We start from the raw sequence: 14,503 nt of genomic DNA, 5'->3' as shown, positions 1-14,503 counted from the left end.
ACCCAAATATAAATGTCCAGTGCCAACAGGCTATGCATCGTCTCTTGCCGGTCGGGAAACGTAAGCGAATCGGTTTCGCAGAGGCCCTACAATGGTGCAGGCGTTAAATTTTTCTCACCACACTGTATCACTCTCACCTTTCGTTTGCACTTAACAGCAAGATACTTCACTCCATGCAGGTTCTTGCCTGGAGAAAGTATATCCGCGGTATCTACTGGGGCAACATGCCAAGCTACAGTGAGTTCAATGCTCTTGATGTCCACCGTCATTTACCAGACTTTTTCTGGACAGGAAAACGTAAATGGCATGCATGAAGGCCGTTATTGACCAGTCTCTTGACTTTGCTTATGCCCATCATATCCAGCGTCTGATGTGACAGGTAACTTTTGTCTACTGGGAGAGCCAGTTACTCCTTTATTACATCATTCACAACAGCCATCCAACATGTGAAACCGTCTCTTAAAGCATGATTGACAGTACTTGTCACACAAAAGTTTCTGGCATATGCCAAAAACTAGGTGTATAAATAGCATATGCCAATTACAGGAGGCCTCATGCCAAGACCCAAAATCCCAAGAAACGTTTGTGGTCACCCCGCTGATAGTTGCTTTAAACCCAACCGGATCCCAATGAGTCAGCTTGAGCGAGTGCAACTTGCCAATGATGAGTTTGAAGCGTTACGACTGGTTGATCTATTGAAAATGCAGCAACAAGAAGCGGCTATAGAGATGGGTGTCTCCCGGCAAACCCTGGCCAATATTCTGAAATCAGCCCGTTTCAAAGTGATGGACTGTCTTACTCAGGGCAAGGCTCTCATCATGCACTGTGAGGAAGAAAAAGGAGCTACAAATTATGATCACTGCAATTCCGATGAATGAAGATCGTATCGCCAATCATTTCACCAAAGCTGAGAATATTTTGTTTATCAATGAACAAGGTGAAGAAGTTAGCCGCCATGCCAATCCGGTATTGCGCGCCAATTGTGCCAGTAAAAAGGATTTGCTCAATCTGCTAATCCAGCAACGTGCTGAGCGCATCGTCGTACGTAATATTGGTAGGCAGATGTTAGGCAAACTGCTCTCTCATCAGCTTGCTGTTTTTCAAACCCATTGTGGTCGCCGCAACACCGCGGAGCTAACCAATCCGGAAGCTATAGGGTTGGTTTCTCTGACTGGCGCCGAGCAGGGCCGACCATCTCTTAATCATGAGGCAAAGGAAAAAGAAGGCGGCTGTCGACACAATAAAGAGGCGACTTCAAAACAAGGACGTCGTTGCCAGCAGCGTACTAATGGTCATGCTGTACAAGAACATGATTACCATGAATGTCATCGCCAGAATGGTCATAGTCATGGTCGAGGCCATGGTAGATGTGGTGATGCCAAGCCAAGGGGTCACCGCTGTTGTCGCAATACTCCTGCTTAATTGATTGCTGTCTACGCAGTTCTTTAGTTGCAATGCATCAATATCACACGACTGAGGCTTAACTGCGTCAATAATAGCTTGGCTCCTGAGAAAATCCGGGAGCCTCTTCAACATTAGTATTTCCCCCAAATGGAACCATCATGTCTTCACCTGTAATTACGGCGCCCTCAGAGGCTCAATCCCGTAACGGTCTCAAAAGAGTGGCCTATTTGCCTATCACGCTCTTTTCAATTGTGATGGGGTTAGCCGGATTGGCTATTGTCTGGGAAAAAAGTTTTCAGACATCACAAGTCGCACATGGGATCTCTCTCGCCATAGGTATTTTGGCCTCGACACTCTTAATCTCCTTGTTGGGTGCGTATGGTTGGAAAATCATTCGTTATCCACACGAAGTCCGTGCTGAATTACATCACCCGGTGCGTCTCAATTTCTTCCCGACGCTTCCGATTGGTATGCTGCTACTCTCTGTCTTCTGGCAATCAATCCCTGCGCTGGCTATGCCCCTTTGGAGTGCCGGCACGTTGTTGCAGTTGATATTGACACTTTACGTAATGAGTAGCTGGCTCAATCACAGCCACTTCACTATTGAACATGCCAATCCCGGTTGGTTCATTCCCGTGGTCGGCAACATAGTGGTCCCAATCAACGGAGTGTATTTCGGCTATGAGGAACTCAGCTGGTTCTTCTTCAGCATTGGACTGCTATTCTGGCTGGTACTCCTGACCATAGTCATGTACCGCCTTTTATTTAATGAGCAACTACCACTTCGCCTGACGCCAACATATTTCATTTTACTTGCTCCCCCATCAGTCGGTTTTATCTCATATACCGGATTGATTGGTGGCTTAGATAACGGAGCCAGATTGTTCTATTACTGTGCACTTTTTCTGATGATGTTGCTGGCCAGCAATATAGTGCGCTTTTGGCGAGTACCGTTTTTCATTTCATCCTGGGCTTTCTCATTTCCGCTTGCCGCTCTGTCCCTCGCCACTATCAAGATGGCAGAACTGAGCCAACAGCCTTGGTTAACCTGGCTGGCACGGCTATTAGTCATAATATTATCAATGATCGTGCTCTGGTTAATACTTCGCACCATACAAGCCGCACGAAAAGGAAAGATTTGTACTCCTGAGTAACGTTCTCATTTTAAGAACCGATCTCGGTATTACCAATAGAAATTATATAATTACCGCGGTCAAAAACTAGCTAACAAGACTAACTGACTATTCTATCTATGTGAGGATAACGACAATATTCTCACGCTTAATGAGCATAAAATGAAACTTTATCACGATACCAAGCAAGCACACGCCCACTGTATAGTTTGTGGCAACAATGAAAACAATCCAGATACCTTGCAGTTAGCGTTTACCCAAGACACCGACGGAAAAGTAACGGCTCCGTTTCAGGTTACTTCCCGCCACCAGGGGTACACTGGTCTGTTGCACGGCGGTTTAACCAGTACTCTTCTTGATGCCGCCATGACTCACTGCCTGTTTACTCAAGGTATTCAGGCCCTGACTGCCGAGCTGACAGTTCGATTTATTGCCCCGATTCAAACCGGCCAGCTAATCATGGTGACCGCACGTTTGATCGGACAGAGAAGAGGGATCTATCAATTAGAAGCCTTGATCAGCCAAGGACAGCAACTATTAGCTCGCGGCACAGCAAAATTCATTGAGCCGAAAAGTAAGGACATGAATAATCCCGTTTAAGTTTGGGTTATTCCTGTAATTTGAGATATGTGGGGTATAAAAACAGTGGCCAGCCAGATATGGAGCAGGCCGTTAATATCATAAATTGTAAAAACAACCACAATTAGAGACAGCCTCTTCTTTGGCTTGCAATTAGCTTATATAAGTTAACTGCAAGCCTAAAAGTATGATCTTCGTTCAATTTATCATACATTACAGTATAGCAGCCTGTAACCTTGCTTTTTGTGTGCCTATTCTTGATTGGCAGGTTGATTTCAATTGGTTCAAAAATTGGGAAGAGCGCTATGAGTCAGTTTGATGAATCCAATAATAAAGGTAAAACGGGCCTAACCCGTCGAGATTTTCTAGAGACAGCAGGTCTGACGACGCTGGCAATAGGGATGGGGGGCATAGCAATGCCGCCAACGGCACAAGCTGCGCAGCCTTACGTTGGTAAATCAAAGCCTGGTACGCCGCTCAAACCCAAACGCTACAATGTCTTATTCATCGTTACCGACCAGGAACGTTATTTTCCTGAGTTGACGAGAAAGGGGCATTGGCCAGGCAGAGATCGCCTTGCTCAAATGGGGACAACCTTTGAGAACCATCAGGCTTGCTCAATGGTCTGCACCTCCTCGCGTTCTGTTATTTTCACCGGGCAACATGTTCAGCATACAAGAATGTTCGACAATACGGATTTTCCCTGGGTCGACAACATGTCATTCAACATCCCGACTATCGGCCACATGATGCGCGATGCTGGCTATTACACTGCCTATCAGGGGAAATGGCACCTTCATCAACTCATTCACGAGCATGCCAATGCGGGTAATCCCAACCCGACAGTTGACCATGACATCATGGACAAGTACGGATTCTCCGACTTCACCGGCATTAATTATATCGTTGGTGCAGCACAATTCGGGTACCTCACCGACCAGTACGTCACCGCGACCTCTCAGGCTTGGTTAAGGCAGAAAGGCAAAGCATTGAATGATGCCGGCCAACCATGGTTCAAAACAATTGGCTTGGTTAATCCTCATGACATTATGTTCTATGACACCGACAAACCAGGCGAGAAGGTTCAAGGCGCAACGCATACCATGTTCGAAATCGCCGGCGATCCGGACAACGAAGTCTATAAGAAAAAGTGGGGCATACCGCTCTCACCAAGCCGCAAGCAATCTCTGACCGAACCGGGGCGCCCTATGGCCCATTATGACTACCAAGAGTCTATGGGCATGCTCTGCGGTAAAATTCCCAACGAGGACGAACGTTGGAAAAAAATGCAGGATTATTACCTGAACTGCATCAGCGATAATGACCGCTCTGTGGATACCATTCTCACTGAGCTTGAAAACCTGGACATGCTAGACAACACCATCATCATAATGACTTCCGATCATGGTGAGCTTGCCGGGGCTCATGGGATGTCTGGTAAAGGAGCTACGGCCTACCGGGAACAGAACAATGTACCTTTCGTTATTTATCATCCGGACATGTCGGGCGGCAAAAAATGTAAAGCGGTCACGGCGCACAACGATATCCTGCCGACCATTTTATCGATGACGGGTGCCGACAAGAAACAGGAGAAAGAAGTCTATGCAAGGCTAAAAGGGCATGACATCTCCCCGCTGCTGGCAAGCCCGGAAAAAGCCTCTTATGATGCCGTCCGTGAGGGCGCCTTGTATTGCTTCAGTATGTGGGCCTTTATGGATGTCAATTGGCTGGGTAGCATTGCCAAAGCCAAAGGCGCCGGTGAGCAGATAACGTTGGATAATATCCCCAAGCCGAACATGAAAAAACGCTCCAATATCAGAACGGTATTTGATGGAAGGTATAAATACAGCCGTTACTTTAGCTCACGGGAGCACAATCGCCCGACCAGCATTGAGCAAATTTTTAACGCCAACGATGTTGAGCTGTTCGATCTTAAAAATGATCCGTATGAACTCAACAATCTCGCTTTGAACAAGCAAAACCAGGCGCTTCTACTCGCCATGAACGATAAACTCAATCGCTTGATCGATAGTGAAGTCGGTACAGACGATGGCTTTCATCTACCTGATATCAAAGGAGTCAATTGGGCCATTGAGCGCTTCGACCCATAGTACAGAGCATAATTGACGTTTATTTATCATTAAGGGAGATAGCGGTTAATGCAATTTCAAGTGATGGCCAAACCTTCAGGTGCCATTGTCTTTTAACCCCTGTTGCCGGGCAGACCAAAACTGCGCCTTTTACTTTATTATTTGGCTTATAAACAGTGGCAGCAAGTTTATGGCCATCTTGACAAAATATTTCTACTTCATCAGTGCAAAAGCGACTCATTGCTATCCCCCACTTAATATGTATGTGTAACATTCATATAGCACTATAAACCAGGTCTGACCAGTTGCAACTTAACCTGTGAGTTGTGGTCCCAATTTATTGAATTAGCCCCCCTTAGCTTTATGGACGTAGTTGTCAGTTATTTTAGTCAAATCTTAATAATGAAACTAAACTTACTTTTTATCTCAGCTATTTTCTATGCGGTATGCTAGGAAGATAAGAACAATGAAAAAACAGGAAACAATATGTTTTTGTTGGCTGCCTATAACACATCATAAGCAAATGTCGATTGCACATTCGAAACGGCATCGTTTATTTTCATAACCTAAATGGAATTTTATTATGGCATTAGGATTAATCACTGGGGACAAAATTGTAAGACTTGTGTGGTGGACTGGATTAAAAAAAGTGGCATCAACATTTCATGCCAAGCTCCTGAAACCTGAGCAGTTTGTCCATGAGTTCCTTACAGACTTAGCAAAAATCGGCTCCCTAAAAAAGGTGCTTGGCGAGAAACCTCTTGAACCATTTGGTGCAGATAACAGCGAGCTTAGTGAACGATACTACACAAGCAAGAAAAACTATTCACAAGCAATTAGAAGTTTTTTCATCGATCCTACTCCTTTCATAAAAGAGACTAAAATCACCCCTCTTTTACCTGCAGAAAGTTTTCATAACAACAACCCCACCCCAAATGAAACATGGTTTTTCCTGAACGGGATCGGTACCAATGAGGATATGGCAAAAGTTAATGCACAAATGCTCAGTAAGATATTCAAGCGCCCTATCACTCCTCTTCACAATCCAACTAATGGGTTTAAGCATGACTTAATTGAGGTAATGAAAGGAAGAACTTTCGATCAGAATACTTCTATTGCCAAGACGACCCGAGATCACATCCGAAGAGAGCTGAAAAAGATGGCGGTAAAATTGGAATCCGCTGACGAGGATGTGAAAAGCACTTACAAGGTCGTAGTGATCGCTCATTCCCAAGGAGGAGTCATCATTTCAAACGTTGTCAGAATGCTTATTCAAGATCCTAGCTGCAACTCTTTGCTTGATCATCTGGAGGTTTATACCTTTGCGTCTGCGCATGATGAATACCCCTCTCCTTGGGCAGTAAAAGATGAACAAAAGGTCCCTTTTACTGAGCACTTTGCAAACGACAATGACTACATTGCGGAGGTTGGAGTGCTCAACAGCGTCGGTAAAACTGCCGGAAAAGTCTACGTTAAGGGAGGCGCAGGGCACCTGTTAAACTACCACTATCTAAGAGACTTTGATGAAGGTAAGTACGAAGGCCATAGTGGTAGCGGCAGCCGCCTGCACACCCTGCGCGGCGGGAATCGATAATTGAAAAGAGCCATAACTTTTCAAGTTGATTATGTCCCCAAAATAGCAAAGCATCATTATACCCTATAGTTCCTTCACATACTGAGGCAGTTAAGTGTTTGGGGGAATTATAGGGTTATGGATGCTCATCACAGTAAATTAAGATTACCAATAAGAAACCGCTATCGGTTTTGTATATAAAGGGGTAGGTAAAGCTTCACTTTAGTCGAAAGACATCATTACAAAAATAAATTAAATCTATTATTGACCTAGCAAATTTACAGAGTAGAATCCACATCAATCTAATTCAATTCTTTTTCAGGAGTGTACATGTCAGTTTGTAAAATCTGCACAACAGAGTGCACTTCTGTTGTCAAAGTAGCTTACGTCAAGCAACCCCAAATCGCTTAGCGAAGGCAGTGAATAGCAATAAATTTATTCACTGCCGCTAAGAAATCACAATATGCGGCAAACAATAACTCTTATATAAGAGGTTTTATGCTGCCTATGTTTAAGAGATTTAAACATAATAATATCATCAAGCTGATAGTGCTGTGTGCAATCGCCACAGGGTATCCCTTGTTTTGTTATTGGGTATATCTCTATTTTTCTGCTTCCTGGCGAGTCTCATGAATATTGAACACTGTTATTTCAGTGAGAAATAGCAAAGATCGGATTGCCATTTCATGGGTTTCAACTGGTATGTTGAAAAATAATCATACTGGGATTTAGTCCGGCGCTGATTGTTGTCAATTTATTGTTATTCAAAAGATATAAAGCATTTTTTAATTCAACAATATTATTCGATAAATAGAGGTATAACATGGAAAGAGTGAAACACTGGACTCGAATGGAAATGCTCCACGAAACGGTAAAAAACAAAAATATCACCATCAAGGGGACACATAGCTATTACAGCGATGCCTATGATGACGGTTTTGAAAAATCAGTTGTCCGTTATCTGCACGGTGATGAAGCGACTTGTCATAGGGAACCACCCTGGGAAGTAGATAAGCTATATATTGGTGATTATGTCTGCATCGGAGCCGAGGTCGTTATCCTGATGGGTGGCAACCATACCCACCGATATGACTGGTTCTCCTTGTACCCGTTCATGGACAAGCTTGAAGAAAGCTATCAGTCGAAAGGCGATACTCGCCTAGAAGACGGTTGCTGGCTCGGGATGCGCTCGATGATCATGCCGGGGGTAACAGTCGGGGAAGGTGCAATTGTTGCTGCAAATAGCGTGGTGTCAAAAGATGTGCCGCCTTACACCATTGTAGGGGGAACACCAGCGAAACCAATTCGCTTACGTTTTCCGCAGGAGACGATAAATCGCCTGTTGGCACTGGACATTTATAACTGGGCCGAAGAAAAATTTACAGCGCTTAAAGATTTGATCTGTAGTGGTGACATAGATGGTTTGGAAAAAGCACATTTAGAATATGAGAATTAATGATTTTACTTTTCCGGAACACTATCCGAAATGACTGTTTACCCATTTCGCGTAACTCGTAGTTAATCTCGCGCAAAAAAAAAGAAACGAAATAATAAGGTTATTGCCTCCCTTGTGGGGCAAGTATCTTTTTTGATTGGCGGCACTAATCAAGGATGAGCAGTGCCGTTATTAAGGATTCAAAATACCTTTAATTAAGGTTTTTGATCATAGCCTGGATGATTGTTTGAAAAGCAGCCAGCTCCTCCTCAGACAATCCCTGCTGCATACGAGCACTGATCACCGCTTCTTCCTGGCGCACCTTGTCAATCAACTCACGGCCAGTGTCTGTCAAAACCAGTAGTTTACTGCGTTTGTCGACCTGGTTCGGTTTTCTTTCAATCCATCCCTTGCTAACCATATCTTTGATAAGGATTGATATTTGTGATTTATCACGAGCTAATCCCTGCACGATACTATTGGCTGTGCAGCTAGGTGTCTCCGCAACATACCTCAAGCACTGAACATGCATTGCATTGATATTTAATGACTTTGCATCAATCGCACTACGCATTTCCGAGCGATATTTCTGTATCAGGGTAAACAAATACTTACTGGCTAATTTATCCATTGACGATCTTTTTCAAACCTCAATTAGTTGACAATATCAACGATATCGATATAGTTTATATTATCAACCAAATGTTATGACATGAAGCCGGGTATTCAGCAGGCCGCAAAGAAAGCATAAATACCTGAATGTCTTCAACGATTTCAGTTACTACCATATGTTCATATTATGAGGTAAGAAGATGGGGATTATCAAACCAACCAATAAATCAGTGGAAAGCTTCAAGGGCCTTCACCTGTATCATACAGGCTTTTCCAATTGCGCAATGCGGGTAAGAATCGCGCTGGAAGAGAAGGAGCTGGAGTGGAGCAGCCATCTTGTTGATATTCTGAAAGGTGAGAACTTAACCAAAGTGTATATGGGAATAAACCCCAATGCTGTCGTACCCACCTTGGTAAATGACGGTGTGGTTGTTATCGACTCTGCCGACATCATCGATTACTTGGATAAACAGTTTTCACCCGGCTCGCTTCGCCCAGTCTCCGCTGAAGACGAGCAAGTGATGTACGACTGGATGTATCTGGCCAGAAATAACCACCTTTCGATCAAAACCTACATGTATGGCAACGTAGATTTTCTGCAAAACATGAAGAAGACATCTGAGGAGATGGATGAGTATCGCAAGAATCAATCCTTTGATTCTGCCCTTCTCGAATTCCATGAGCGCTTTAATTCCAACGAGGGTTTTACAAAAACTGAGTTGGATAAGGCTACGGCAGTGATCGACAACTGCTTCAAACACATGGATGAGCGCCTCAAAGACAATGACTGGCTTGCCGGAGACGGCTTTTCCCTCGCTGATATCGCCTGGATACCGCAACTGGTGATACTGAAAGTAGCCAAGTATCCATTTGAGAACTATCCAAATCTGGAAAAGTGGAAAAATGCCATTATCCAACGACCTAGCTTTAAGCAAGGTGTCCTAGCCTGGTTGCCTGAGATGGCAAACTAATACTTCAATCCCGTCACTTATGTAACTCTCAACCGTCAAGAGCTTTCGATACATTGCCTCGAAATCAAGCGGGATAACTAACATGCGCAGACAGCAGTGTTGTCATTATAGAAGACGCACGGGCTGTTAATCTCAAGACCTCTGTGCGGAGAAACCCCATGAGTAAAAAGTTTCACCTCGTTCATGTACATAAGGTACAAGATCTAACCCCTCATCTTCGTCGCTTAACCCTGCACGGGGACTCATTAGCTGATTTCCCGACAGGCATGGAAGGCGCGCACGTAAAAGTAGTGGTGCCCAAACCGGAGCAACATAAATCGATGCTTAGTCTGTCGAACAAGCTCGCAATGCGTTCATACACGATAAAAAGCTTCGATCCCGACAGCAACCAGCTAACGCTCGATTTTGTTGTTAACCGCCACCGCGGACCGGCGACTGACTGGGCTAAACAAGCTAAAGTTGGCAGCTTTGTTGGTGTAGCTGGTCCTGGTAAGCCCAAGTTGAGCGACTTCTCATGGCAACACTACTTAATGGTGGGTGATATTACCTCGCTGAACGCCGTGAATGCATTTGCTAACAAGGTTCCCAAAGAGTCAACGCTTACAGCCGTTATTGCTGTGCCAACTCGAGCTGATATCGTCAAGTTAGATATCCCACATGTCGATTGGTTTATTGAGGATGAACAGCAAGGCGAACTTGCCCAATATGTTAACCAAGTTAGCCATAACTTACCGAAAGATACCCAGGTATTTATCGGCGTTGAAGCAACTCAGGTTAAACAGATCCAGCAGCATCTACAAAATGAACTAAGTTTTGAACGGGAAAATATCTACGCAAGTAACTACTGGGCAAAAGGGCTCAGTGCCCGTCAAAGAATCACATAAATTGAAAGTACAGCTAAACAACCGTACGTGCTGTAATACAATAAAGCCGCAACAATGTGCGGCTTTATATCAGAACAAAGGAACTCAGAGTAATACTTAACTCTCTGTTGCCAACACTTCTTTTTCCTGCTGGCTTGGCGAGACCAGTTTATAGGTCATAATCCCGATCACGATTGCTTTGATAACCATCATCTGGGGGTTGCCATAGTAGGCAGCCATACCGACAAAGCCTGAAACTAGCATTAAGACTCGATACTTCTTCAGTGAGGTCATATATAGCGCGGTAACAATAACCCCCAAATCCATAAACTGCAGAGCAACCGGAAGTGTCGGTTCGGCGATAAAGGCACTCACGGCTACGTATACAATATAAAGAATACCTGCAGCCATTATTGCTGCCAACAAATTGACGATGGCCTTAGCTGATTTGGTGAAATCCTTAACATATCGATAGGTGTTTATCGCAGCAACAGACAGATTAAGGATCAGTTTCGGCCACCAGCCCATCAAGATAGACCAGACAATATCGTTCGCCGCAGAGCCAAAGGCCGCAAAACGTGTGAACTTCATACTGTTAAATACAGTGATGGAGATGTAGAACGCGACAGAGGTCCATCCTAATACTTCTTTAAGTAGCTCTAGCAAATCAATATCTCTTCTTTGTTACGTCGTAAACGGGCATGCTTAAAATTCAATACCAAATTCCATGCATATTTGAAAAGTTAGTTCCATGTATCAGCTGTTGATACATTTCGCAGCATAGAATATCGCACAATGCGAACCATGTGCAAAGGCTAGTCACACAGCATTTCTTAACTCAATAATTAATAAAGGAAAGAAAGGCGTAATCGCCCCACCTCATACGTCCTGCGGGTGGGGGAAATAAAAACGACCGCTAAGATGCGATCGTCAAAGATAATATTTAAACAGGTTGACCCAAAAGCGACACAAGAATTACCTAATGCAAGGTATCCTCTTTACCTATGCCTCTTCTCGCCAAAAAGTCATTGATAACCTTTTCTGCCATATGCTCAACTCTGAATTGTTGAGAAAGCCGTTGCTTATTTCTCCTGCTCCAGTGACGCATGACTTGATCCTTACTCTTCAGTTTTCTGGTACTACTCCATCCAATATCAAAAGTGTTAGCTTTCTTCGACTACGATCACTAATACTCAATTCCCCGGAGCGCAATCGAAAGGCAAAGCTTGACGCCACTTTAAGTGTACTCCCTGTACTGCATCTCACCATACTTTTACATGGCAATTTGATGTCGCTCAATAACAACATTCTCCGCACATTTCCTCTATGCCGTTTGTATTTATCCCCAAGGCGACCTATGTTTTTGCATATATTAGAAAAAACACAGTGAGGGTTCCTTATGGAGTCAATAGCAAGCTTTATAGCGGCAATAAACAGCTTGGTTTGGGGCGTCCCAATGCTGGTAATGATCCTTGGGGTTGGGATATTCCTCACTGTCGGCTTAAAGCTCATGCCTATTGTCAAACTCGGTGCCGGCTTCAAATTACTGTGGTCCGGCCGAATTCCGGAGAAAGACAAAAAAATACAGGGGGAAATCAGTCCATTTAACGCGCTAATGACTTCCCTTTCAGCCACTATTGGCACCGGTAACATTGCAGGGGTCGCAACCGCAATCTTTCTAGGGGGACCGGGAGCCCTGTTTTGGATGTGGTGTACGGCTCTCGTGGGCATGGCAACAAAATTTGCCGAAGCAGTGTGTGCGGTTCAGTATCGTGAGACCGATGAAAATGGTAACCATGTCGGCGGACCGATGTACTACATCAAAAATGGCCTGAGTCATAAATGGGCATGGCTGGGCACGGCCTTTGCTATTTTTGGGTCCGTTGCAGGCTTTGGCATTGGTAATACCGTGCAGTCAAATTCTGTTGCAGCAGCAGTAGATGCCAATTTCGGTATACCACCAATAGCATCCGGTCTGGTGATGATGATTCTGGTTGGTCTCGTATTGATGGGTGGGATTAAGCGTATCGCCGATGTGGCAGGTAAATTGGTTCCGCTTATGGCCGCGTTCTATATTGCTTCGGGTCTGTTGGTACTGGGGATGAATGCCACCGAAATTCCCACCGCTTTCAGTCTGATTATCAGCAGTGCCTTTACGCCAGTCGCAGCGCAAGGAGGCTTTGCCGGTGCCGCCGTCTGGGCAGCAATTCGGTTTGGTGTCGCACGGGGGATCTTTTCTAATGAAGCGGGGTTAGGCAGTGCCCCCATCGCCCACGCAGCAGCCCAGACTAAAAATCCGGTAGCACAAGGCTTAGTCGCGATGTTAGGTACCTTTATCGATACGATTGTAGTTTGTAGCATCACCGGCCTCGCGATTGTGGTATCCGGAGCTTGGCAAAGCGGAGAAACTGGAGCAGCATTAACATCTGTCGCTTTTGCCACGGCCCTTCCCGGCCTGGGTAACTATATTGTGGCAATTGCCCTATCTATATTTGCATTTACCACTGTCTTGGGATGGAGCTTTTACAGCGAAAAATGTATCCAGTATCTATTTGGAGTAAAGGCAATTGTCCCGTTTCGGGTTCTGTGGGTAATTGCCGTACCTATTGGGGCAACCAGTTCACTGGAGTTTATTTGGCTGCTGGCCGATACGCTAAACGCAATGATGGCCGTTCCTAACCTGATCGCCTTGGTTCTGCTAAGTCCCGTAGTATTCAAACTGACTCAGGAATATTTCAAGCTTCAAAAACAAGCCAAAACCGGGACGGGAAAAATGTAACCAACAGCAATAACCGCCTCAGCGACTCACGAAATAGCAATCGCTGGGGCATATCCCCCCAACCAAACGGCATGTCTTACTTTTGCGGGACAAACTTTACACGGTTAAAGTTTGACTCACTCTCCCTATTCATTGCCCAATTCATCCGCTTTACCAAGCCCCACCAAAGGCGTGCCATCGTCCGCATAGCTCAGTTCACTTTTCATCAACTCGCCTGAAAACTCAACGTGCGTATAGCCACCTTGTGCAAATTTAAGCGCAGCCTCCGGAGTAAGCCAGTCGCCATAACCACACACATCTGCCCAACCGATCTTCATTACTTTCATGATATTACCTACATTTGTTGTTGGGGCGGATTATACCGACTTTACAAATATTCGAGTAGAAAATGTCGCAGGCCCAGTTAATTATCGTCGCAATCTAACAACTACAGCCACTCCTGAGCTATTGCGGTAATTTCAATATTGGCAGCCTCTTCAAAAACAGTGCGGATCCAGGTCTGCTCTAACTCCAACAGGCGTTTATCACTGCCCACAAGACAAGTGGCCAATACACTACGCTGCCATTTATCCTGATAGCCAACTTCGGCTACTGAAACGTTGAAGCGCTGCCTAATTCGATCTTTCAACCCGTGGATCTCGCGGCGTTTTTCCTTCAGCGATTGCGCATGAGGGATCACCAGCTCCACAGTAAGAAGGGCAATATAAAAGCTTTGTTCACTCATACTCCCCCCTCATAATGCAAAGCCTCCCTATTGAGTGATCGTTACTTCAGTGAGTGTCCATCCAGCACTCATATCAATCATAAGCAATATAAAAAGTGTATATACCCAAGTTACTTCAAGATGCTCGCTTCAGCGAGAATTTCCAGGAGCGAAAACAAGGCGCTGATTTGAAGATACAGTCGCTCTACATCAAGAATCAGCAACGCAGCATTTGCGCCTGGAAAACTCGCCTTTCGGGAGTGCTCCAACCAATCCACTTCTGTGTCCAATGTACTCAAAAGGACATGTCATTCCTTCGCACATTTTCCTTGAATTGAACTGGCTGGTGTTACTCTGAATC

General features: G+C 44.8%; 15 protein-coding genes and 1 pseudogene. 11 read left to right on the top strand and 5 right to left on the bottom strand.

Features of this window, described 5'->3' with window-relative positions; translation table 11 throughout:
- Positions 1–119: 119 nt before the first annotated feature.
- From MD588_RS06680 to MD588_RS06655, 6 genes and pseudogenes are all read left to right on the top strand, one after another.
- Positions 120–396, top strand: a pseudogene (locus MD588_RS06680) (cryptochrome/photolyase family protein); the annotation flags it as partial.
- 158 nt (positions 397–554) lie between these two features.
- The gene (locus MD588_RS06675) at positions 555–878 is read left to right on the top strand and encodes a DUF134 domain-containing protein (protein ID WP_265696253.1); all 324 of its coding nucleotides are present in this window, start codon (positions 555–557) and stop codon (positions 876–878) included.
- The gene (locus MD588_RS06670) at positions 853–1,422 is read left to right on the top strand and encodes a NifB/NifX family molybdenum-iron cluster-binding protein (RefSeq protein ID WP_265696252.1); all 570 of its coding nucleotides are present in this window, start codon (positions 853–855) and stop codon (positions 1,420–1,422) included. Before MD588_RS06675 ends, MD588_RS06670 begins: the two co-directional genes overlap by 26 nt.
- Before the next feature lie 140 nt (positions 1,423–1,562).
- Entirely contained in the window at positions 1,563–2,558 is a 996-nt protein-coding gene (locus MD588_RS06665) for an SLAC1 anion channel family protein (RefSeq protein WP_265696250.1), read from the top strand.
- Between the two features lie 141 nt (positions 2,559–2,699).
- Positions 2,700–3,137 carry a PaaI family thioesterase gene (locus tag MD588_RS06660; RefSeq protein ID WP_265696248.1) on the top strand — a complete coding sequence of 146 codons (438 nt, stop codon included), beginning with the start codon at positions 2,700–2,702 and terminating at the stop codon, positions 3,135–3,137.
- Between the two features lie 284 nt (positions 3,138–3,421).
- Positions 3,422–5,227, top strand: a complete 1,806-nt coding sequence (locus MD588_RS06655) for a sulfatase-like hydrolase/transferase (RefSeq protein WP_265696247.1) — start codon at positions 3,422–3,424, stop codon at positions 5,225–5,227.
- A gap of 19 nt (positions 5,228–5,246) precedes the next feature.
- Here the strand turns inward: MD588_RS06655 and MD588_RS06650 are convergent, their stop codons facing one another.
- Positions 5,247–5,447 carry a hypothetical protein gene (locus tag MD588_RS06650; RefSeq protein ID WP_265696246.1) on the bottom strand — a complete coding sequence of 67 codons (201 nt, stop codon included), beginning with the start codon at positions 5,445–5,447 and terminating at the stop codon, positions 5,247–5,249.
- A gap of 342 nt (positions 5,448–5,789) precedes the next feature.
- Here MD588_RS06650 and MD588_RS06645 point away from each other — a divergent pair, with 342 nt between their 5' ends.
- Entirely contained in the window at positions 5,790–6,800 is a 1,011-nt protein-coding gene (locus MD588_RS06645) for an alpha/beta hydrolase (RefSeq protein ID WP_265696245.1), read from the top strand.
- A gap of 802 nt (positions 6,801–7,602) precedes the next feature.
- Entirely contained in the window at positions 7,603–8,235 is a 633-nt protein-coding gene (locus MD588_RS06640) for a CatB-related O-acetyltransferase (RefSeq protein WP_265696244.1), read from the top strand.
- 190 nt (positions 8,236–8,425) lie between these two features.
- Here the strand turns inward: MD588_RS06640 and MD588_RS06635 are convergent, their stop codons facing one another.
- The gene (locus tag MD588_RS06635) at positions 8,426–8,845 is read right to left on the bottom strand and encodes a MarR family winged helix-turn-helix transcriptional regulator (protein ID WP_265696243.1); all 420 of its coding nucleotides are present in this window, start codon (positions 8,843–8,845) and stop codon (positions 8,426–8,428) included.
- 181 nt (positions 8,846–9,026) lie between these two features.
- On the opposite strand from MD588_RS06635, the gene MD588_RS06630 reads away from it, so the two are divergent.
- Both MD588_RS06630 and MD588_RS06625 read left to right on the top strand, forming a co-directional pair.
- Positions 9,027–9,797 (top strand): glutathione S-transferase family protein, encoded by a 771-nt coding sequence (locus MD588_RS06630; RefSeq protein WP_265696242.1) that lies wholly within the window; start codon positions 9,027–9,029, stop codon positions 9,795–9,797.
- A gap of 158 nt (positions 9,798–9,955) precedes the next feature.
- A complete protein-coding gene (locus MD588_RS06625) occupies positions 9,956–10,681 on the top strand; it encodes a siderophore-interacting protein (RefSeq protein WP_265696241.1) in 726 nt (241 codons plus the stop codon).
- 96 nt (positions 10,682–10,777) lie between these two features.
- Here the strand turns inward: MD588_RS06625 and MD588_RS06620 are convergent, their stop codons facing one another.
- Positions 10,778–11,326 (bottom strand): hypothetical protein, encoded by a 549-nt coding sequence (locus tag MD588_RS06620; protein WP_265696240.1) that lies wholly within the window; start codon positions 11,324–11,326, stop codon positions 10,778–10,780.
- 733 nt (positions 11,327–12,059) lie between these two features.
- Between MD588_RS06620 and MD588_RS06615 the strand changes: the two genes are divergently transcribed.
- Entirely contained in the window at positions 12,060–13,439 is a 1,380-nt protein-coding gene (locus MD588_RS06615) for an alanine/glycine:cation symporter family protein (RefSeq protein ID WP_265696239.1), read from the top strand.
- Positions 13,440–13,564: 125 nt separating this feature from the next.
- Here the strand turns inward: MD588_RS06615 and MD588_RS06610 are convergent, their stop codons facing one another.
- Both MD588_RS06610 and MD588_RS06605 read right to left on the bottom strand, forming a co-directional pair.
- On the bottom strand, positions 13,565–13,765 hold the full coding sequence (locus MD588_RS06610) for a hypothetical protein (RefSeq protein ID WP_265696238.1): 201 nt from the start codon (positions 13,763–13,765) through the stop codon (positions 13,565–13,567).
- 101 nt (positions 13,766–13,866) lie between these two features.
- Entirely contained in the window at positions 13,867–14,163 is a 297-nt protein-coding gene (locus MD588_RS06605) for a DUF503 domain-containing protein (protein WP_265696237.1), read from the bottom strand.
- Positions 14,164–14,503: the final 340 nt, after the last annotated feature.

The organism is Photobacterium obscurum (assembly GCF_026191635.1).
Taxonomy (GTDB): domain Bacteria; phylum Pseudomonadota; class Gammaproteobacteria; order Enterobacterales; family Vibrionaceae; genus Photobacterium; species Photobacterium obscurum.
The sequence above is the reverse complement of the archived record's forward strand: the minus strand, read 5'-3'. Positions and strand labels throughout refer to the sequence as shown.